Annotated in this window: 17 protein-coding genes and 1 pseudogene; 9 read left to right on the top strand and 9 right to left on the bottom strand. The window is 63.5% G+C overall.

Features of this window, described 5'->3' with window-relative positions; translation table 11 throughout:
* Positions 1-44 precede the first annotated feature (44 nt).
* Positions 45-350 carry a DUF2288 domain-containing protein gene (locus NCR38_RS15415; RefSeq protein WP_061118195.1) on the top strand — a complete coding sequence of 102 codons (306 nt, stop codon included), beginning with the start codon at positions 45-47 and terminating at the stop codon, positions 348-350.
* A 20-nt stretch (positions 351-370) separates the two neighbouring features.
* Here the strand turns inward: NCR38_RS15415 and NCR38_RS15410 are convergent, their stop codons facing one another.
* Complete coding sequence (locus NCR38_RS15410; RefSeq protein ID WP_061118196.1) at positions 371-1,459, bottom strand: AI-2E family transporter; 1,089 nt, start codon at positions 1,457-1,459, stop codon at positions 371-373.
* A gap of 178 nt (positions 1,460-1,637) precedes the next feature.
* On the opposite strand from NCR38_RS15410, the gene NCR38_RS15405 reads away from it, so the two are divergent.
* A complete protein-coding gene (locus NCR38_RS15405; RefSeq protein ID WP_061118197.1) occupies positions 1,638-2,165 on the top strand; it encodes an OmpA family protein in 528 nt (175 codons plus the stop codon).
* On the opposite strand, the gene NCR38_RS15400 is transcribed toward NCR38_RS15405, so the two are convergent.
* The 3 genes from NCR38_RS15400 to NCR38_RS15390 are packed head-to-tail and all read right to left on the bottom strand — an operon-like array spanning position 2,155 to position 6,975.
* Positions 2,155-4,158: an acetyl/propionyl/methylcrotonyl-CoA carboxylase subunit alpha gene (locus NCR38_RS15400; RefSeq protein ID WP_061118198.1), complete on the bottom strand. Its 2,004-nt coding sequence runs from the start codon at positions 4,156-4,158 to the stop codon at positions 2,155-2,157. The two genes, NCR38_RS15405 and NCR38_RS15400, sit on opposite strands and share 11 nt — an antisense overlap.
* A 17-nt stretch (positions 4,159-4,175) precedes the next feature.
* The gene (locus NCR38_RS15395; RefSeq protein WP_061118199.1) at positions 4,176-5,783 is read right to left on the bottom strand and encodes a carboxyl transferase domain-containing protein; all 1,608 of its coding nucleotides are present in this window, start codon (positions 5,781-5,783) and stop codon (positions 4,176-4,178) included.
* Between the two features lie 10 nt (positions 5,784-5,793).
* Complete coding sequence (locus tag NCR38_RS15390) at positions 5,794-6,975, bottom strand: isovaleryl-CoA dehydrogenase (protein ID WP_250477330.1); 1,182 nt, start codon at positions 6,973-6,975, stop codon at positions 5,794-5,796.
* A gap of 174 nt (positions 6,976-7,149) precedes the next feature.
* On the opposite strand from NCR38_RS15390, the gene NCR38_RS15385 reads away from it, so the two are divergent.
* Positions 7,150-7,884, top strand: coding sequence for a TetR/AcrR family transcriptional regulator (locus NCR38_RS15385; protein ID WP_061118201.1), 735 nt, complete (start codon positions 7,150-7,152; stop codon positions 7,882-7,884).
* On the opposite strand, the gene NCR38_RS15380 is transcribed toward NCR38_RS15385, so the two are convergent.
* A complete protein-coding gene (locus NCR38_RS15380; RefSeq protein ID WP_061118202.1) occupies positions 7,874-8,770 on the bottom strand; it encodes a hypothetical protein in 897 nt (298 codons plus the stop codon). The genes NCR38_RS15385 and NCR38_RS15380 overlap by 11 nt on opposite strands.
* 217 nt (positions 8,771-8,987) lie before the next feature.
* Between NCR38_RS15380 and NCR38_RS15375 the strand changes: the two are divergent.
* From NCR38_RS15375 to NCR38_RS15365, 3 genes and pseudogenes are all read left to right on the top strand, one after another.
* Positions 8,988-9,481: pseudogene (locus NCR38_RS15375) on the top strand (EmrB/QacA family drug resistance transporter); the annotation flags it as partial.
* Between the two features lie 202 nt (positions 9,482-9,683).
* Complete coding sequence (locus NCR38_RS15370; protein WP_061118204.1) at positions 9,684-10,478, top strand: ABC transporter substrate-binding protein; 795 nt, start codon at positions 9,684-9,686, stop codon at positions 10,476-10,478.
* 194 nt (positions 10,479-10,672) lie between these two features.
* Positions 10,673-11,788, top strand: a complete 1,116-nt coding sequence (locus NCR38_RS15365; RefSeq protein WP_061118351.1) for a succinylglutamate desuccinylase/aspartoacylase family protein — start codon at positions 10,673-10,675, stop codon at positions 11,786-11,788.
* 9 nt (positions 11,789-11,797) lie between these two features.
* Here the strand turns inward: NCR38_RS15365 and NCR38_RS15360 are convergent, their stop codons facing one another.
* Positions 11,798-12,166 (bottom strand): nuclear transport factor 2 family protein, encoded by a 369-nt coding sequence (locus NCR38_RS15360; RefSeq protein WP_061118205.1) that lies wholly within the window; start codon positions 12,164-12,166, stop codon positions 11,798-11,800.
* Positions 12,167-12,405: 239 nt separating this feature from the next.
* Between NCR38_RS15360 and NCR38_RS15355 the strand changes: the two genes are divergently transcribed.
* Positions 12,406-13,602, top strand: coding sequence for a porin (locus NCR38_RS15355; RefSeq protein ID WP_061118352.1), 1,197 nt, complete (start codon positions 12,406-12,408; stop codon positions 13,600-13,602).
* Positions 13,603-13,957: 355 nt separating this feature from the next.
* Here the strand turns inward: NCR38_RS15355 and NCR38_RS15350 are convergent, their stop codons facing one another.
* Positions 13,958-15,019, bottom strand: a complete 1,062-nt coding sequence (locus NCR38_RS15350; protein ID WP_061118206.1) for an alkene reductase — start codon at positions 15,017-15,019, stop codon at positions 13,958-13,960.
* A 55-nt stretch (positions 15,020-15,074) separates the two neighbouring features.
* Positions 15,075-15,368 (bottom strand): helix-turn-helix transcriptional regulator, encoded by a 294-nt coding sequence (locus NCR38_RS15345; protein WP_061118207.1) that lies wholly within the window; start codon positions 15,366-15,368, stop codon positions 15,075-15,077.
* Between the two features lie 218 nt (positions 15,369-15,586).
* Between NCR38_RS15345 and NCR38_RS15340 the strand changes: the two genes are divergently transcribed.
* Complete coding sequence (locus NCR38_RS15340) at positions 15,587-15,991, top strand: DUF6232 family protein (protein WP_061118208.1); 405 nt, start codon at positions 15,587-15,589, stop codon at positions 15,989-15,991.
* A 110-nt stretch (positions 15,992-16,101) separates the two neighbouring features.
* The gene (locus NCR38_RS15335; RefSeq protein ID WP_061118209.1) at positions 16,102-16,419 is read left to right on the top strand and encodes a hypothetical protein; all 318 of its coding nucleotides are present in this window, start codon (positions 16,102-16,104) and stop codon (positions 16,417-16,419) included.
* Between the two features lie 8 nt (positions 16,420-16,427).
* On the opposite strand, the gene NCR38_RS15330 is transcribed toward NCR38_RS15335, so the two are convergent.
* Complete coding sequence (locus NCR38_RS15330; protein WP_061118353.1) at positions 16,428-18,881, bottom strand: glycogen/starch/alpha-glucan phosphorylase; 2,454 nt, start codon at positions 18,879-18,881, stop codon at positions 16,428-16,430.
* Between the last annotated feature and the right edge of the window lie 191 nt (positions 18,882-19,072).

The raw sequence follows: 19,072 nt of genomic DNA, 5'->3' as shown, positions 1-19,072 counted from the left end.
CGCTATAGTGTCGGACGCCTTTTGTCTTTTATCCGCTTTCTTCCATGTCCGACGCTCCCACGCCCAGCCCGCTCTACGTCAAGCTCCTCGGTGAAACCGCCCAGATCGGATGGTCCGAACTGGAGCGCTTCTTCGCGCAAGGCAAGCTCATCTGGGTGAAGGGCGATCTCGATCTCGTGAGCGTCGCAGAATCCCTCGCCGCCGACGACACGCAACAGGTCGCGCAATGGCTCGCCGCCGGGCTGATCGAGCGCATGCAGGCTGAGACGGCTGCGGATCTCGCCGCGCGCGATCCGCAATTGTGGGCCGTCGTCCTCTCGCCGTGGGTCTGCGTGCAGGAACGCGGCTGATTTCACGGCCTCGAAACGCGCTAGCTCCGGTCGACGACGTAATCCGTCCAGAGCACGACGAGAATCGTCATCAGCGCCGGGCCGATGAACAGCCCGATCAGCCCGAAGGTCTCCGCGCCGCCGAGAATGCCGAACAGCACGAGCAGAAACGGCAACCGCGCCGAACCGCCGATCAGCACGGGCCGCACGAAGTGCTCGGCGACAAACACCACGATCATCCCGAACACGGCGACGCATGCCGCCGCGATCATCGAGCCCTGCGCAAGCAGCCACAGCGCCGAACCGAGAAACACGATCGGCGCGCAAAACGGCAGCATCGCCGCGACGGCCGTCAGCATGCCGAGCAACGTGGCGTGCGGCACGCCCGTCACCGCATAGGCGATGCCGAGCAGCGCGCCCTCGCCCAGCCCGACGACGACGAGACCCACCACCGTGCTGCGCACCGACTCGCCCATGCGCCGCACGATCGCGGCGCCATCCGGGCCGAACGCGCGGCGCGAGCCCGCGAGCAGTTGCTCGCCGAGCTTCGAGCCCGCGAGAAACACGAAGAAAAGTGTCATCAGCATGAAGCCGAAGATGACGACGGCGTGGACCACGCGACCGCCGAAGTGCCGCGTCATCGCGACGACGTTCGCGCCGTGCAGGTTCTTCACGGCGGGCGAAGTTTCGAGCGGGGTGGAGAGATTCTCCTGCCACCAGCGCCCGATCTGCTGCGAACCCATCGGCAGATGTTCGATGAAAGCGGGCATCGGAATGCCGGTGCGCAATACCTCGTGAAACCAGTGGAGCATGTCGTGCGCTTCGTTCGCGGTCTGCGCCGCGACGATGAAGAACGGCACGACGAACAACAGGCCGATTGCCGCCGTCAGCACGACGGCGAGCAGGTTGTGATGCCGCCTGAACATCGGCCGGCGCTCGAGCCAGCCGAACGCGGGCCATAGTGCAATCGCGATCACGCTCGCCCACACGACCGCCGGAATGAAGGTGCGCGCCGTATAGAGCGCGACCAGCACGAGCACCGCATAGAACACCGCCGACGCGGCGCGCTGCATCTTGCGCGTGTGTTCCGATGCGCCCGATGTCGGATCGTTGCGCGGTTGGATCGCCATGAGTGAGTGGTTCCTCTTCGTGATGTGTCGATTGTCGGCAGAACATGAATCGCCCGCCAGCATTGTAATCACGCACGAATCATTCCACTCGATGCGCGCAGTGATGCACTTTATTTACAAAAGGCATGTTTCGCGCTCCCTATAATCAAAACTCGCCATCGACGCAGGAATCTTGCAAATGAAGGACATAGCCTCACGCGCAACGGCTGGCGCATGCTTGTCGCTCGCACTGCTCGCCGGATGTTCCAGCGGCCTCAACCGGTCGAAGGAAGATCAGTTGAACGCGCAAAACGGCATCATCATGTTGCCGGTCAAAGGGGGCGTGGAGATGCGGTTGCCCGAGGCACCGCTCTTCGATAGCGACGAATCGACGATCCGCGCGGGCTATTCGCCGCTGCTCGATCGCGCGGCTCAAGTATTGAAGCGCAGCATGCGCCCCATCTTGATCGAGGGCCATACCGACAACCAGGGCACGCTGGCCTATAACCGTGCGCTTTCCGATGCGCGCGCCCAGGCGGTCGCACAAGCGTTGATCGCGCGCGGCGTACCGGCCGAGCGCATCGCGACGAAAGGCATGGCGTGGCAGCGGCCGATCGCCAGCAACGACACGGCGCAAGGCCGCGCGCTGAACCGCCGTGTGGAGATTCTGGTGCGCGCCGAGAGCGAAGAGACGCTGCTCGGCACGCCCGCGAAGGTCAAGCGCTAGCCGCCTGCTCCACCTCCAGCACGAGCAACTGCGAGCCGTCGGCGACCTGATCGCCGACTTCGAACAGAATCTCGCCGATCTTGCCCGTGGCCGGAGCGACGATCGTATGCTCCATCTTCATCGCTTCCATTACCATCAGCGGCGCGCCCTTCGTCACCGTCGCGCCCGCCTCCACGAGCACCGCGATCACCTTGCCGGGCATCGGCGCCGTGAGACGGCCTTCGTGCTCGGCATCGCCCGCATGGGCCATCAGGTTCTGCCACTCGAACTGGAACGCCGCGCCTTCGTGGAAGACGTGGAAGACGTCGCCGTCGGTGAAGACGTGGCCCTTGATCAGCGCATCGTCGAGCCGGACCGCGAATGACGTCGCGCCGCTGTGCGACCAGTCGAAGCGCGCGCTTTCGTCATCGAACCGCAAATGCTTGTCGCCGTTCTTCGTGAACACGACCTTGAGCGTTTCGTCCGTATCGAGCGCACGCCAGTTCAAATCCTGGCTGTAGCCGCCCGCCATGCGCCAGTGCGACAGCGCATCCCACGGCGACTGGCCATGCGCCTCGCCGCCCTCGCGCGTGAGCAGCGCCGCGCACGCGAGCGCAAGCCCTTTCTTGCGCGAGACGTGAGTAGGCTCGAACAGCGCGTCGTGATGACGCTCGATCAGGCCCGTGTCGAGATCGCCCGCGCTGAACGGCTCGCTCTTCACGATGCGTTGCAGGAACTCCACGTTCGTCGAGAGCCCGACGATCTCGCACTCCGCCAGCGCGCGCGCCATGCGCGCGAGCGCATCGCGGCGGTCGCGGCCATGCACGATCAGCTTCGCGATCATCGGATCGTAGAACGGCGTGATCGCGTCGCCCTGACGCACGCCGCTGTCCACGCGCACGTCGCCGTCGATCGAGAACTCGACCGCGTGCGGCATGCGCACGTGCTTGAGCGTGCCCGTCGACGGCAGGAACCCGCGCGACGGATTTTCCGCGTAGATGCGCGCCTCGATCGCGTGGCCGTGCACCTTCAGCTCGTCCTGCTTCAGCGGCAAGGGCTCGCCCGCCGCCACGCGCAGTTGCCATTCGACGAGATCGAGCCCGGTCACCATCTCCGTCACCGGATGCTCGACCTGCAAGCGCGTGTTCATCTCCATGAAGTAGAACTGGCCGTCCTGCGTCAGGATGAATTCGACCGTGCCCGCGCCGACGTAATTCACCGCGCGCGCCGCCGCGACCGCGGCTTCGCCCATCGCGCGGCGGGTTTCGTCGTGAAGGCCCGGGGCGGGCGCTTCTTCGAGCACCTTTTGATGGCGACGCTGCACGGAACAGTCGCGATCGAAGAGATAAACCGCGTTGCCGTGCTTGTCGGCGAACACCTGGACTTCGACGTGACGCGGGCGCAACAGATACTTCTCGATCAGCACGCGATCGTTGCCGAAGCTCGACGCCGCCTCGCGCTTGCACGATGCGAGCGCCGCCGCGAAGTCCTCGCTCTTCTCGACGACACGCATGCCCTTGCCGCCGCCGCCCGCGCTCGCTTTCAGAAGCACCGGATAGCCGATGCGATCCGCTTCGCGCTGAAGCAGCGAAGGATCCTGATCGTCACCGTGATAGCCGGGCACGAGCGGCACGGAAGCGGACTGCATCAGCGTTTTCGCGGCCGCCTTGGAACCCATCGCGCGGATCGCTTCGACGGGCGGTCCGATAAAGACGAGACCCGCCTTCTCGCACGCATTGGCGAAGTCCTCGTTCTCCGACAGAAAGCCGTAGCCCGGATGAATCGCCTGCGCGCCGGTCTTCTTCGCTGCTTCGACGATGCGCTCGATGCGCAGATAACTCTCCGCCGCGGCCGATCCGCCGACATGCACCGCTTCATCGCAGACATCGACGTGCTTGGCTTTCGCGTCCGCGTCGGAATAGACGGCGACGCTGCCCACGTTCAGGCGCTTTGCCGTCGCCGCGACACGGCACGCGATCTCGCCGCGGTTCGCAATCAGTATTTTGTTGAACATGGCATTACATCCGTGGGTCACATGCGGAACACGCCGAAGCGCGTGTCTTCGATGGGTGCGTTCATCGTCGCCGCCAGGCCGAGGCCCAGCACGTCGCGCGTTTGCGCGGGATCGATCACGCCGTCGTCCCACAGACGCGCGCTCGCGTAGTACGGATGCCCCTGCGCCTCGTACTGATCGCGGATCGGCGCCTTGAACGCTTCTTCTTCCTCCTTCGACCACGTGCCGCCCTTCTTCTCGATGCCGTCGCGCCGCACGGTCGCCAGCACGGAGGCGGCCTGCTCGCCGCCCATCACCGAGATGCGCGCGTTCGGCCACATCCACAGGAAGCGTGGCGAATATGCGCGGCCGCACATGCCGTAGTTGCCCGCGCCGAACGAGCCGCCGATGATCACCGTGAACTTCGGCACCTTCGCCGTGGCCACGGCCGTCACCATCTTCGCGCCGTTGCGCGCGATGCCTTCGTTCTCGTACTTACGGCCGACCATGAAGCCCGTGATGTTCTGCAGGAACACGAGCGGAATCTTGCGTTGCGCGCACAGCTCGATGAAATGCGCGCCCTTCAGGGCGGATTCGCTGAAGAGAATGCCGTTGTTCGCGACGATGCCGACCGGATGGCCCCAGATATGCGCGAAGCCGCAAACGAGCGTGGTGCCGTAGCGCGCCTTGAACTCGTCGAACGCGGAATCGTCGACGATGCGCGCGATCACTTCGCGCACGTCGAAGGGCTTGCGCGTATCGACGGGGATCACGCCATAGACGCTTTGCGGGTCATAGCGCGGCGGCAGCGGTTCTTTCAACGCGAGCGTCGGCGTCTTCACGCGATTCAGATTGCCGACGATGCTGCGCGCGATGCCGAGCGCATGCGCGTCGTTCTGCGCAAGATGATCGGCGACGCCCGAGAGACGCGTATGCACGTCGCCGCCGCCCAGATCTTCGGCGCTGACTTCTTCGCCCGTTGCGGCTTTGACGAGCGGCGGGCCGCCCAGAAAGATCGTGCCTTGATTCTTGACGATGATCGATTCATCGCTCATCGCGGGCACATACGCGCCGCCCGCGGTGCACGAGCCCATCACCACGGCGATCTGCGCGATGCCTTGCGCCGACATGTTCGCCTGGTTGTAGAAGATGCGGCCGAAGTGATCGCGGTCGGGGAAGACGTCGTCCTGATTCGGCAGGTTCGCGCCGCCCGAATCGACGAGATACACGCACGGCAAACGGTTCTGCTCCGCGATTTCCTGCGCGCGCAAATGCTTCTTGACGGTCACGGGATAGTACGTGCCGCCCTTCACGGTCGCGTCGTTGCACACGACGACGCACTCCTGCCCCGCAATGCGCCCGATGCCCGTGATGATGCCCGCGCCCGGGGCGTCGTCGTTGTACATGCCGTATGCCGCGAGTTGCGACAGTTCGAGAAACGGCGTGCCCGGATCGAGCAGTTGCGCGATGCGATCGCGCGGCAGCAGCTTGTTGCGCGACACGTGCCGATCGCGCGCGGCCTGTCCGCCGCCTTCCGCGATCTTCGCGACCTTCTCCTTGAGGTCTGCGACGAGCGCCTCGAGCGCCGCCGCATTCGTGCGGAACTCCTCGCCGCGCGGATTCAGTTTCGATTCGATGATCGTCATGTCGCGCGCCTCAGGCCGTCTCGGCGAACAGTTCGCGGCCGATCAGCATGCGGCGGATCTCGCTCGTACCCGCGCCGATTTCATAGAGCTTCGCATCGCGCCACAGCCGACCGACCGGGTACTCGTTAATGTAGCCATTGCCGCCGAGAACCTGAATGGCTTCGCCGGCCATCCACGTGGCCTTTTCGGCGGTGTAGAGGATGACGCCCGCGCAGTCCTTGCGCACCTGGCGGACGTGGTCCGAGCCGAGCGTATCGACCTGGCGGCCGACAGCGTAGAGATACGCGCGGCAGGCCTGCAGCGTGGAGTACATGTCCGCGACCTTGCCCTGAATGAGCTGGAATTCGCCGATCGCCTGGCCGAACTGCTTGCGATCGTGGATATACGGTACGACCGCGTCCATGCACGCGAGCATGATGCCGGTCGGACCGCCCGCGAGCACGGCGCGCTCGTAGTCGAGGCCGCTCATCAGCACCTTCGTGCCGCCATTCAGTTGACCGAGGATGTTTTCTTTCGGCACTTCGACGTTCTCGAACACGAGCTCGCCGGTATGCGAGCCACGCATGCCGAGCTTGTCGAGCTTCTGCGCGACGGAAAAACCCTTCATGCCCTTCTCGACGATGAACGCCGTGATGCCGCGCGGACCGGCTTCGATGTCCGTCTTCGCGTACACGACGAGCGTGTCGCAGTCCGGGCCATTGGTGATCCACATCTTCGTGCCGTTGAGCACGTAGTGATCGCCTTTTTCGTCGGCGCGCAGCTTCATGCTGACGACGTCCGAGCCCGCGTTCGGCTCGCTCATCGCAAGCGCGCCGATATGCTCGCCCGACACCAGCTTCGGCAGATACTTCTGCTTTTGCGCTTCCGTGCCGTTGCGATGAATCTGGTTCACGCACAGATTCGAATGCGCGCCGTACGACAATCCGACCGACGCCGACGCCCGCGAAATCTCCTCCATCGCGACCATATGCGCGGTGTAGCCCATGTTCGCGCCGCCGTATTCCTCGGAGACGGTCATGCCGAGCACGCCGAGGTCCCCGAACTTTTTCCAGAGATCCATAGGAAACTGGTCGCTATGGTCGATTTCGCCCGCGCGCGGCGCGATTTCCTTCGCCGCGAAATTGGCGAGCGAGTCGCGCAGCATGTCGATGTCTTCGCCCAACGCGAAATTCAGTCCGGGTACGTTGCTCATGAGTCGTCTCCTCCAGATGCGATGTTTTCGGCGCGCCCTGAATTTGAGTTTCACTCACACAGGGCAGCAAACCACGGAATGAGGCAATTTCACGCTCAAATCGGCTAGCCGTCAATAGGTTTTTGAGCTACGCTCACATTTATTTCGCACGCTCATTTTTCCGGGCCCACGCCAATGTCGACGCAAACTACCGCCACCGGCCGCCGCGCGCCCGCCGGCGTCAAATCGCAGCAGCGCGTGAAGGACATCCTCCAGGCGGGTCGCGACGTGTTCGCCGAGAAAGGCTACGACGCCGCGACGAGCGCCGAGATCGCGCAACGCGCGGGCATCTCGGAAGCGACCGTGTTCAGCTACTTCAGCGGCAAGCGCGAACTATGCGCGCGCGTGATCGCCGATTGGTACGACGAAATCATCAACGCTTTCGAGACCGGCCTGCCGCGCGACGGCTCGGTGCGCCAGCAGTTTGCGTTCATCGTCAGGACGCACATGCGCTTGATGCTCATGAACGGAACAGGGCTGTGCGCGCTCGTGCTGTCCGAAGGCCGCAGCAAGCAGCACGATCTGTCGGACACGCTGACGGAATTGCAGCGCCGCTATACCGCGCCGCTGATGGACGTGCTCGCACGCGGCCAGGCGCTCGGCCATGTACGCAGCGACCTGCCGTTGCGCCTTTTGCGCTCGCTCGTATTCGGCCCGATGGAGCACGTGCTGTGGGATGCGACGCTTGCCAAGCGCCGTCTGAGTCAGACTCAGATCGAGACGACGGCGAACGAACTGGTGGAAGTATTGTGGACGGCGCTACAGCCGCCGAATGCGCAACTGGCGGCGCTCGCGCAGTTCCGGCAAGACGTGGAGGAAGCGTCGCGGCGCTTTGAAACGAGCGCCGCGCGAGAGAAGCCTACTTCCTGATGAAGCGTAACGCGAAGCGCGCGAGCTTCGGCACGGTGGTCGGGCGCAAAAGCCGCGCGTCGTAGCCCCCCATCCGGCGATCGTTTTCAGCGAGACACAGTTCGATCAACGAGCGAACCGATACGTCACCCGCCACCGAATCGCCGACATTCGCAGGAAAGTTCACGTCCTGCGCCGCACCGCTCTTGTCGAAGCCGCGCGCGAGCGAGATGCGGTCGCGGATCAGCGAGAACCAGACGCTCGCGGTCTTCGCCAGGAACCACGGCTTGCGATACCAGGGCAGGCTGCGCCGATACCACGCGACCCAGTTCGCGAAGAACAGAATGTGCCGCGCTTCTTCCTGAATGACCGGCTCGAAAGTTTCGACGAGCGCTTCGGGGAAATATCCCGATTGCCGCGCCGCCTCGAAAAGCCCGAACGCGAAGAAACTGTCGATGCACTCGCTGTAGCCCGTGAGCATCCATGCACGCAGCGCATCGGCGGGCGCGGGATACGGCGGCTCCGGCGCAAGGGCGATGCCGTACGCCTCGACCAGCTTCGAGAGCACGAGCTTGTGCCGCGCTTCTTCGCCGCCGTTCATGCGCAAGGCTTCCCGCAGTTGGGGGTCCGCGACGGTGCCCGCGTAGGTCGCGACGCGAATCGACGCGCGCCCCTCGGTCTGAACGGCGATATCCCAGATCGGCAGCGAAGTCACACGCTTCAGCGCGGCGGGATCGAGCTTCGGCCAGTCGATGACAGCGGGCTTGTACGGATTGTGTGTCGTCAGCAGCATCTCGCAGAACATGCGCTTGTGCAGGTCCGAACCGATCGGAATGGTCCCCATCGACCGGTACGTCCAGTTGCGCATCGCATGATCTGCTTCGAGTGTGTTGAGCGTATCGGACATATTCGAATATTGGCCGCCGATTGGGTACGTTCTGCGGATTTTGGCATACGGGAGGCTGACTCACAGCATCGCGCGCTTTTTGCGCCTAGCGCGAGATTTTCTCCAGCGCGAGATCGCGCGTTGGCGGCCCCATGAAGCCAATCGCCGCCATCACGATCAGCATCGCCGGCGCAATGAACACGAAGACTCCGGTCGTCCCTGATCTTTCCCGCCCGTTCGATACCGCTTCTTCCCGATCATGGGCACGGCGCTCGTCTCGCTGCGATGCTGCTGCTCTCGACGCTCGACCTCGACACGCCGCTCGCCGTCATGAACATCTACATGGCGCTGCTCGGCCTCGGGCTCGGCATGGTGATGCAGGTGCTCGTGCTCGCGGTGCAGAACGTCGTCGAGTTCCGGCTGACGGGCGTGGCGACCTCCAGCGCGACACTGTTCCGCTCGATCGGCGGCTCGGTCGGCGTGGCGGCATTCGGCGCGATCTTTTCAAACAGCTTGCGGTCTCGCCTCGAAACGCTGATTCCGCCGGGCACCGAGCTGCCGCAATCGCTCGGACCGCAGGCGGTCGCGCATCTGCCGGCCGCGTTGCATGACGATTACCTGCACGCGTTCGCGGGCTCGATGCACACGGTCTATCTCGTCGCCGCGTGCATTGCGCTCATCGCTTTCGCGCTATCGTGGTTCCTGAAGGACCATCCGCTCAGGAAGCGCTGATGGAAAAGGAACGCGAAGAAAAGCTCTAAAGCCCTGCTATCCGGGCTTTTACTAGCTCCCGAACTATTTTGGCTTGGTAACCTTCTGCCGATTCTGAGCGGACACGATCCGCGGAATGCCATGCTCCGGCGCTCATCGACGCGCCGGACGCCCGGATACGAGACCTTCCGGGCTGAACTGACCACCTTCTGGAGTTAAAACAGTGAAGAAACTGCTCGCGGCACTGACGATGTCCCTTCTCGCCGCCACGTCGCTCACCGCCGTCACGCCGGCGCTTGCGAAGGACTATTCGACGATTCGTTTCGGCGTCGACGCAAGCTACCCTCCGTTCGAATCGAAGGGTGCCGACGGCAAGCTGGTCGGTTTCGACATCGATCTCGGCAACGAGATTTGCGCGCGCCTGAAAGCGAAGTGCGTGTGGGTCGAGAACGATTTCGACGGCATGATCCCCGCGCTCAAGGCGAAGAAGTTCGACGGCGTGCTCTCGTCGATGTCGATGACGCCGCAACGCGCCGAACAGATCGCCTTCTCGAGCAAGCTCTTCAACACGCCGACGCGCCTCGTCGCGAAAAAGGGCAGCAACATTCTGCCGACGGCTGAAAGCCTGAAGGGCAAGAACGTGGGCGTCGAACAAGGCACGATCCAGGAAACCTACGCCAAGACCTACTGGGCGCCGAAGGGCGTGACGGTCACGCCGTATCAGAACCAGGACCAGGTCTACGCCGACCTGATTTCGGGCCGTCTCGACGCCGCGCTGCAGGACGCCGTGCAGGCCGAAATCGGCTTCCTGAAGACGCCGCGCGGCGCAGGCTATGACTTCGCCGGCAAGAACATCGACGATCCGAAGACGCTCGGCAACGGCGCGGGCATCGGTCTGCGCAAGGAAGACACCGACCTGAAGGCGAAGATCGACAAGGCGATCGCCGACATCATCAAGGACGGCACCTACAAGAAGCTCGAGAAGAAGTACTTCGACTTCGACGTGTACGGCGGCTAAGCCTCACGCTCACGCCGACCGGCTGAGAAACGGGCTCCGCGCTCAAGGGCGCGGAGCCCGTTTTCCTTTTGGAGGCCCGCCGCGCCGATTTCGGCTAAGATCGAACGTCCGGTAGGACGCCGACGGACGGAGACACCGCGGCGCCCGGCAATTCCCAGAGGCAAGACCCGCGCATTCGCGTGCGCGCGACCAACATGCAAACCAGAACTCATCCCCTGATTTCGCCGACGCTCGGCACTTCCCGCACCATCACGAGTTTTCACTACGGCCCCGGTGGCGGCCAGAAGATCTATATCCAGTCCTCGCTGCACGCGGACGAACTGCCCGGCATGCTCGTCGCGTGGCGTCTGCGGCGCCTGCTCGCCGAATTCGAGGCAGCGGGGAAGCTGCGCGGCGAAGTGGTCATCGTGCCGGTGCCGAATCCGATCGGCCTCTCGCAGCATCTGCACGGCACGCTGATGGGCCGCTTCGAGACCAACAGCGGTCACAACTTCAATCGGAATTTCTACGATCTCGCCGCGCTGATCGCGCCGCGGATCGAAGCGCGCCTCGGGAAGGACGCCGGCGCCAACAAGCTCGCGGTGCGCGCCGCGATGAAGGAAGCGCTCGACGAACAGACGCCGCACACCGAGCTCGAATCGCAACGCCTTGCGCTGCAGAAGCTCTCCTTCGACGCCGATGTCGTGCTCGATCTGCACTGCGATCTCGACGCCGCGCTGCATCTCTACACGAACCCGGACATCTGGAACGAAGTCGAGCCGCTCGCCCGCTATCTCGATGCGAAGGCTTCGCTGCTCGCGCTGAATTCGGTCGGCAATCCGTTCGATGAAATCCACAGCTTCTGCTGGTCGGATCTGCGCCAGCGTTACGGCGAGCGTTTCCCGATCGAGAACGGCGGCATCTCGGTGACGGTCGAGCTGCGCAGCCAGCACGATGTCTCCTACGAGCTCGCCGAAAAGGACGCGCGGGCGATCGTCAACTATCTGATCCATCGCGGCGTGATCGATGCGCCCGTGCCGGAGCAGCCGCCGCTCGTGCATCCGGCGACGCCGCTCGCAGGCGCCGAGCCGATCGTCGCGCCGGCGTCCGGCGTACTCGTGTTCCGTGCGGAAGTGGGCGCGTTCATCGAAGCGGGCGCGCCGATCGCCGATATCGTCGATCCGCTCACCGACACCGTCACCACGCTCAAATGCACGACCTCGGGCGTGATGTACGCGCGGCACATCACGCGTTTCGCGACCGCGGGGCTCGAAGTGGCGCGCATCGCGGGCGCGAAGGCTTATCGGACGGGCTCGCTGTTGTCGGCGTAAGCGCTTGCGTCAGAACGGCGCAAGACAGCATTGCGCGGCCACGATCTTCCACCCGCCGCCGATGTCTCCCCACGTTCGCGTGTAGCGCAAGCTGCCCGCGAACGGGGCGCCCGCGAAGGTCCCTGAAAGCGCCACACGCGTCACCGTGACGGCAAAGGCACCGTACACGCGCACGCTCTGTTCTTCGACATCCAGCTTCTCGATACGCTGCATGCCGTAGCGATGCCCATTCAGGTCGTCGGCCTTGGTCCACACCTTGCCGGTCGCATCGACGAAACTCAGGTCGTCGGCCAATAGCGCATCGAGCGCGTCCACGTCCGACGCCACCATCGCCTTCTTCAGGCGCTCCTCCAGTTCGCGGATTCCTTGCTCGTCCATGATTTCGCTCGCGGTGACGGAACCGTGAGCATCGCATCGGACCTGCCGGATGCACAAGCGGCGATGTTTCACCAGCCGTGTTGCACACACGACACACCGCAAGCGGGTTGCAAGCAGTGTCACATTTCTTTCTTCAGCGATCGCTACATTTGCGCCCGTCGCCGCCACGCGCCGTCAGAGCGCGACGCACCGCAGACACCGTCAACAACCACACCGCGAACCAACTCACGGAGCTTGTTTTGAAGAAGAACCTCCTGGCGACCGCCGCGCTCGCCGCATTTGCCGCCCTCGCCGCCACCTCCGCCCACGCGCAAAGCAGCGTGACCCTCTACGGCATCATCGACGCCGGCATCAGCTATGTGAACAACAGCTCCGCGAGCCCGACGCGCGCCGGCGATTCCCTCGTCAAGTACGACGACGGCGTCGCGCAAGGCAGCCGTTGGGGCCTGCGAGGCGCCGAGGATCTCGGCGGCGGCCTGAAGGCCATCTTCACGCTGGAGAATGGCTTCAACAGCGGCACGGGCACGCTCGGTCAGGGCGGCGCGGAATTCGGCCGTCAGGCCTACGTCGGTCTCGCGCAGAACAACGTGGGCTCGCTGACCTTCGGTCGTCAGTACAGCTTCAGCACCGACTACCTCGGCTCGAACTATGCGATCGGCGGCCAGACCGTCGCGGGTAACTACGCGTACCACATGAACGACTTCGACCAGCTGACGTCGAGCCGCATCAACAATGCGGTCAAGTTCTCGAGCGCGAACTTCTACGGCTTCACGTTCGGCGCGATGTACGGCTTCTCGAACACGGCCGGCGCCTTCGCGGGCACGCCCAACACGACGGTCGGGACCACGACGACCCAGGGCTCGTCGCGCGCTTACAGCTTCGGCCTGAACTACAAGGCCGGCCCGCTCGGCATCGGTGCGGCGTACACGGACATTCGTTATCCGACGGCTGCGACGCCGGCATTCAGCTCCACGATCGCCAACATCAACACGACCGGGACGACCAACAACGCGAAGGATCTGCGCACGTTCGGCATCGGCGCTAACTACGCGTTCGGCGCGGCGACGGTTTTCGGCCTGTGGACGAACACGCGCTTCGAGCCGATCGTCGGTTCGAGCTCGCGCCTGAACGCGTTCGACATCGGCGGCAAGTACGCATTCACGTCCGCGATGACGGCCGGTCTCGGCTATACCTACATGGACCTGTACGACAATTTCAAGGGCCACTGGCACCAGATCGACGCGAGCTTCGATTACGCGTTGAGCAAGCGTACCGACGTGTACGCGCTCGCGGTCTATCAAAAGGCGTCGGGGTCGAACAACGGCGTCGAGAATCAGGCGTCGATCGGTTCGTCGTCGTCGAGCTACTTCGGCACGTCGGGACTGGGCGAAAACAACCAGCTCGCGTTCCGCGTCGGCATCCGCCACAAGTTCTAAGCCTCGGCCGCTCGGCCGACATGAATCGGGCCGCGTCGAGCGGCCCGTTTTTTTGCTTCGCGCGATTACTTGCCTTTCTTGCCTGGCCTTGTGATCGTCCATGGCGATGGCCGCGAGCAAGGTCGCCGTCACCGCGCCGAGGCTGAAGCCGCGAAAGCTCTTCTCCCCCGTGGTTCGTTCGGGGCCCTTCCTGGGTCGAAGATCGTCCGGTACGCTGCGACGAACGACGCGCACTTACCTTAATTCGCAATCTTGACTACGCGGAATTTTTATCGATCCATGCTTTCACGATCCCAAAAAGCAAACAGCGGCCGAAGCCGCTGTTCTCACATCGGGACGCAGACTGCCAGGCGTCTTATTCCGCCGTTTCGAGCAACGGATAATCCGTATAGCCCTCGGCACCGGCCGCATAGAACGTCGACGTATCCCAGTCGTTGAGCGCTGCGTCGAGTTCGAAGCGGCGCACGAGATCCGCATTCGCGATGAAGGGCTTGCCCCACGCGACCGCGTCCGCATCGCCGCGAGCGATGATCGCTTCGGCGCTTGCCTTCGAGAAGCCTTCGTTGGCGATATAGACGCCGCCGAACGCCTTCTTCAATTGCGGCCCGAGGCTGTCCGCTGCTTCATGCTCGCGCGCCGCGATGAACGCGATCTTGCGGCGGCCGAGCTCACGCGCGACATGACCGAACGTCGCGGCGCGATCGCTGTCGCCCATCGTGTGGGAATCCGCACGCGGCGCGAGATGCACGCCGACACGATCCGCACCCCACACATCGATACATTGATCGACGACCTCGAGAAGCAGACGAGCGCGATTCTCGATCGAACCGCCGTAAGCGTCGGCACGCTTGTTGGTGCTGTCCTGCAGGAACTGGTCGAGCAGATAGCCGTTCGCGCCATGCACTTCGACGCCGTCGAAGCCCGCGCGCTTCGCGTTCTCCGCACCCTTGCGGAATGCCGCGACGACACCGGCGATTTCATCGAGTTCGAGCGCGCGCGGCGTCACGTACGGACGCTGCGGACGCACGAGACTCACATGCCCGCCGGCCGCGATCGCGCTGGGCGCCACCGGCAGCTCGCCATTCAGGAAGACCGGATCCGAGATACGGCCTACGTGCCACAACTGCAGGAAGATCTTGCCGCCCGCGTCATGTACGGCCTTCGTCACGAGCTTCCAGCCTTCGACTTGTTCGTCGGACCAGATGCCCGGCGTGTCCGCATAGCCGACGCCTTGCGGCGTGACGGAGGTCGCCTCGCTGAGAATGAGACCCGCCGCTGCGCGGTCCGCGTAGTACTGCGCCATCAGCGCGTTGGGCACGCGCTCGACGCCCGCGCGCTGACGCGTGAGCGGCGCCATGATGATGCGGTTCTTGAGCGTGAGTGCGCCGAGCTTGAGCGGATCGAAGAGTGTCGACATGAATTGGTGTCCTAATGAAGTTGAAAGAAGACTTTCACCGTGCGGTAAGCAAAACTCAGAGATTCCGAATGGAATCGCGGAACGCCTGGATGACCGCTTCGTCGCGCTTGAAGAACACCCACTGTCCAACGCGCTTCGTGGTGACGAGTCCGGCTTTTTGCAAGGTCGCGAGATGCGCGGAAACAGTGGACTGCGACATGCCGCAGCGCCCATCGATCTGGCCCGCGCAGACGCCATGCGACAACGGCAGTTCCTGATCAGGGAAATGCTGCTGGGGCTCCTTCAGCCATTCGAGAATCTCGCGGCGAAGGGGGTTGGCGAGGGCCTTGTGAATTGCGTCGATGTCCATTTCGTTGCTCGTGCGTCTGACGATTGGAACGCACAGGTTGTTCGAATCGTCTTGCGGCGAAGTATATATCGTAAATTCACGATATGCAAATCGTGACATGACGAGCGTCGTGCAGAATATTGTCAGAAGTCGCTCCGCGCGTTGTCAGTAACTGCCGCCGCCCGGCACGGTCTGGTACGCTCCCGGGTTTCACCGGCCGTAAGAAACTACGAAACCTTATGGATACTCCTTTCAACGAACGTGGCGTCACGCTCTCGCGCGCCGGCCTGTCGGCGTCGGGTCAGATGATTCCGCTGCGCGATTTGCGCGCCGCGCGCGTCGTGATGATTCCGCGCCAGAAGCCGCTGCCCGTCATCATTGCGCTGCTCGGCCTCGTCGCGCTCGGGGCGGGAATCATCACCGGCTCGGGTGCGGCGCTCGTGCTGGGCGTGATGACCACCGTGGTGGGTTATCTCACGTGGATCACGCAGGACGTGATCTATCAGTTGATAGTCGCGACGCCCGACGGCGAGCGCGAAGTGCTCATCACGAAGGATCAGGAATTCGCGGACAAGGTGGCGGCGCTCGTCGGCGAGGCAGTCGCGAAACACGCGGCAAGCGCGGCGGCCAAGCCGCAAGCGTGATCTTGATACGGCGTTTATACGGCGGCGCACCACTTTAGCCCGGCCTTTAGGCGCGCGACGCTACAGTGCAAGCGTTGCCACTACGAGCCGTCATCGGACGGCTTACATCGATGGACCTCCGCACATCCGATTCAGCCGGCCTTCCCCATACGCTCAGCGGCGGCTCGCCACGCCGCCGCGAAACGCGTCGTTGCGTCGCCTTCGATCTGACCGTTCCGGGACTCGACTCGTCAGCCGCGCGTGAAGTCCTCGCGTATGCATTCGGCGCGCGTGCGCAGGCGTATGTCGTCGAGACGAGCCGTCTTCACGACTGCACGACGCTCCATGTCGAGACCGACAGCGAAGACATCAACGACGTCATCGGCACGCTCACCGCACATTTCCCTCACGCAACGCTCGGCCGCGTGACGCGCGTCACGCGGCACTGAGCGCATCGTCAGGTCACCTGCAGCGGCTCGACGTGCCAGATGTCGCGCGCATATTCCGCGATCGTGCGATCCGACGAGAAGATGCCCATGCCCGCCACATTCTCGATCGCGCTTTTCGTCCAGGCTTCCTTGTCGCGGAACTTCAGATCGACTTCGGTTTGCGTCTTGTCGAAGCTGTCGAAATCGGCGAGCACCATGTAGTGATCGCCCCAATCCACGAGCGTGTGGAAGATGTCGTAGAAACGATGCGGCTCTTCCGGCGAAAAATGCCCGAGGCGGATCTGGTCGAGCGCGAGCTTCAGTTCCGGGTTCTCCTCGTAGATCTGCCGCGGCCGATACCCCGCTGCGCGCAGCGATTCGATCTCATCGGTCGTGTTGCCGAAGATGAAGATGTTCTCGCGCCCGACCGCGTCGCAGATTTCGATGTTCGCGCCATCGAGCGTGCCGATGGTCAGCGCGCCGTTCAACGCGAGCTTCATGTTACCGGTACCCGATGCCTCGGTGCCCGCCATCGAAATCTGTTCGGACAGATCGGCCGCCGGAATGATGAGCTCGGCCACGCTCACCCCGTAGTTCGGAATGAAGCCGACCTTGAGCCGGTCGCCCACGAGGGGGTCCGCGTTGATTCGCTTCGAGACATCGTTGATGAGCTTGATGATGTTCTTCGCCATCTTGTATGCGGATGCCGCCTTGCCCGCGAACATCACGACGCGCGGCGTCCAGTCCTTCTCCGGATTCTCGCGGATGCGGTTGTAGCGCACGATCACGTACAGGATGTTGAGCAGTTGCCGCTTGTACTCGTGAATGCGCTTCACCTGCAAGTCGAACAACGCTTCCGGATTGATGATCGCGTTGGCGTCGCGCTTCGCGCGTTCCACCAGGCGGAGCTTGCTGGCGAACTTCGCGTCGTGGAAGGCCTTGCAGAACTCCGGATCGTCACGCCATTCGCGCAGACGGCCGAGCTCGAAGAGATCGGTGCGCCAGCGCGGCCCCAGCCGCTTGTCGATCAGCGAAGACAGCGACGGACTCGCCTGCGCAAGCCAGCGTCGCGGCGTGACGCCGTTCGTTACGTTGGTAAAGCGCTCGGGATACATGCGCGCAAAGTCGGAGAAGATGTTCTGCACCATCAGTTGCGAGTGCAGCTTCGACACCCCATTCACCTTGTGGCTCGCGACGATCGCGAGATGCGCCATGCGCACGCGCCGCTGACCATACTCGTCGACGAGCGAGATGCGCCGAATCAGATCGACATCGCGTCCGAACTTCTCGGTGACCTGCTTCAGGAACTGCGCGTTGATCTCGAAGATGATCTCCAGATGCCGCGGCAGCAAACGCGCGAGCATCTCGACGTCCCACGTTTCGAGCGCCTCGGGCATCAGCGTGTGGTTCGTGTAAGAGAACATTTGCTGAATGAGCTTCCACGCCTTGTCCCACGGCAGATGATGCCTGTCCACGAGAAGACGCATCAGTTCGGGAATCGCGAGGACCGGGTGCGTGTCGTTCAGATGCACCGCGACCTTTTCCGCGAGCCGCCCGAAGTGCGTGTGCGTGCGCTGATAGCGGCGAATCAGATCCTGCATCGTCGCGGAGACGAAGAAGTACTCCTGACGCAGGCGCAGCTCGCGGCCAGCCTGCGTCGAGTCATCCGGATACAGCAGCCGCGAGACGTGCTCCGACGTGTTCTTCGCCTCCACCGCGCGGCGATAGTCGCCCTGATTGAACGCCGACAGGTCGAACTCATCGGTCGCGCGGGCGGACCACAGGCGCAGCGTATTCGTTGCGGTGGTCGCGAAGCCCGGGATGACCGTATCGTAGGCCATCGCATTCACGTGCTCGGTGTCGATCCAGTCGGTGCGATCGTCGTGCTGCACCGTGCGGCCGCCGAAATGCACGGTGTACACGACTTCGGGCCGCGGAAACTCCCACGGATTGCCCGCGCGCAGCCAGTAATCGGGCATCTCGACCTGATTGCCGTCGACGATCGTCTGGCGGAACATGCCGTATTCGTAACGGATGCCGTAGCCGAAGCCCGGCACGCCGACGGTCGCCATCGAATCGAGAAAGCAGGCCGCGAGACGGCCGAGGCCGCCGTTGCCGAGCGCGGCGTCCGGCTCCAGGTCCTCGAGCGCCGCGAGATCGACGCCGAGCCCGGCCAGCGCATCGCGCACCTCGTCGTAGATGCCGAGCGCGAGCAGCGCATTGCTGAAAGTTCTGCCGATGAGAAACTCCATCGACAGGTAGTAGACGCGTTTCACGTCCTGTTCGTACTGCAGCCGCGTGGTGCGCATCCAGCGTGCGACGAGACGATCGCGCACCGCCAGTTCGGCGGCATGGAGCCAGTCGCGCGGCTGCGCGGTGACCGCATCTTTGCCTACGCCGTACATCAGGCGGTTCGAGATGGAGCGCCTGAGCGCATCGACAGTGCTGTTGAGCTGGTCGAATTCCAGGTCGACGGATGTCATCGGAACCTCCGGTATTTGCGACATATGCAACGACCGCGAAAGCATGACGAGAGTTCACGCCGAGTGCCCCATATTGGCGCGCTGATCCGGTCGAGCGGGTGCGGACGTGCCTGAATGTGCAGGTTACGCCAGTTTTGTTTTTTTTGGTATGACGAGGCGGAAACGGAGGCGAGGCCCGCGAATTGCTTGCA

The organism is Caballeronia sp. INML1, assembly GCF_023631085.1.
GTDB lineage: Bacteria > Pseudomonadota > Gammaproteobacteria > Burkholderiales > Burkholderiaceae > Caballeronia > Caballeronia turbans.
The sequence above is the reverse complement of the archived record's forward strand: the minus strand, read 5'-3'. Positions and strand labels throughout refer to the sequence as shown.

Bases quoted from the DNA above. Each gene is read 5' to 3' on its own strand.
- NCR38_RS15415 (WP_061118195.1), top strand. From the start codon at position 45: ATGTCCGACGCTCCCACGCCCAGCCCGCTCTACGTCAAGCTCCTCGGT.
- NCR38_RS15410 (WP_061118196.1), bottom strand. From the start codon at position 1,459: ATGGCGATCCAACCGCGCAACGATCCGACATCGGGCGCATCGGAACAC.
- NCR38_RS15405 (WP_061118197.1), top strand. From the start codon at position 1,638: ATGAAGGACATAGCCTCACGCGCAACGGCTGGCGCATGCTTGTCGCTC.
- NCR38_RS15400 (WP_061118198.1), bottom strand. From the start codon at position 4,158: ATGTTCAACAAAATACTGATTGCGAACCGCGGCGAGATCGCGTGCCGT.
- NCR38_RS15395 (WP_061118199.1), bottom strand. From the start codon at position 5,783: ATGACGATCATCGAATCGAAACTGAATCCGCGCGGCGAGGAGTTCCGC.
- NCR38_RS15390 (WP_250477330.1), bottom strand. From the start codon at position 6,975: ATGAGCAACGTACCCGGACTGAATTTCGCGTTGGGCGAAGACATCGAC.
- NCR38_RS15385 (WP_061118201.1), top strand. From the start codon at position 7,150: ATGTCGACGCAAACTACCGCCACCGGCCGCCGCGCGCCCGCCGGCGTC.
- NCR38_RS15380 (WP_061118202.1), bottom strand. From the start codon at position 8,770: ATGTCCGATACGCTCAACACACTCGAAGCAGATCATGCGATGCGCAAC.
- NCR38_RS15365 (WP_061118351.1), top strand. From the start codon at position 10,673: ATGCAAACCAGAACTCATCCCCTGATTTCGCCGACGCTCGGCACTTCC.
- NCR38_RS15360 (WP_061118205.1), bottom strand. From the start codon at position 12,166: ATGGACGAGCAAGGAATCCGCGAACTGGAGGAGCGCCTGAAGAAGGCG.
- NCR38_RS15350 (WP_061118206.1), bottom strand. From the start codon at position 15,019: ATGTCGACACTCTTCGATCCGCTCAAGCTCGGCGCACTCACGCTCAAG.
- NCR38_RS15345 (WP_061118207.1), bottom strand. From the start codon at position 15,368: ATGGACATCGACGCAATTCACAAGGCCCTCGCCAACCCCCTTCGCCGC.
- NCR38_RS15340 (WP_061118208.1), top strand. From the start codon at position 15,587: ATGGATACTCCTTTCAACGAACGTGGCGTCACGCTCTCGCGCGCCGGC.
- NCR38_RS15335 (WP_061118209.1), top strand. From the start codon at position 16,102: ATGGACCTCCGCACATCCGATTCAGCCGGCCTTCCCCATACGCTCAGC.
- NCR38_RS15330 (WP_061118353.1), bottom strand. From the start codon at position 18,881: ATGACATCCGTCGACCTGGAATTCGACCAGCTCAACAGCACTGTCGAT.